This window comes from Acetobacter pomorum, from assembly GCF_002738225.1.
GTDB lineage: Bacteria > Pseudomonadota > Alphaproteobacteria > Acetobacterales > Acetobacteraceae > Acetobacter > Acetobacter pomorum.
The window spans coordinates 1-372 of record NZ_PEBQ01000054.1 but is presented as its reverse complement, the minus strand read 5'-3'; the positions used below and the strand labels follow the sequence as shown (position 1 = coordinate 372).

At 46.5% G+C, this 372-nt stretch carries 1 protein-coding gene; it reads right to left on the bottom strand.

Going from position 1 to position 372, the window contains the following annotated elements; translation table 11 throughout:
* Positions 1-102: 102 nt before the first annotated feature.
* On the bottom strand, positions 103-372 hold a 270-nt coding region (locus CSR02_RS03680), incomplete at its 5' end, for a hypothetical protein (protein WP_208616798.1).

Below are 372 nucleotides of genomic sequence, written 5' to 3'. Positions count from 1 at the left end.
TGAGGGCAGCTGCGATCCGCTGCAATTCTGCATAAGCGTCTGCAAATTTTGTTGGCGGTTCGTTTCCAGTGCTAATCGGGCTTTGTTGCATCTGATTCATTTTTATATCTTCTTTGCTTGAAGTGGTTGAAGGGTGATGGAGCCGTCTCGAAGATCAGCGCTCACAATTTTTGCATTGGCAACGTCTTGTACATGCGTCATCGGACAACCGTCTTCGTTTCGGAGTATCGCGTAACCGGCGGCCACTACAGTACGAGGATCTAGAGCAGCGGCAATAGTTTGTGCCGCAGTAATCCTGCCTTTGAGTTGCTCAATATATTGTAGGGCATTTTCGAGAATTTTATATTTTATTTCTCTCACTAATGGCGGGAC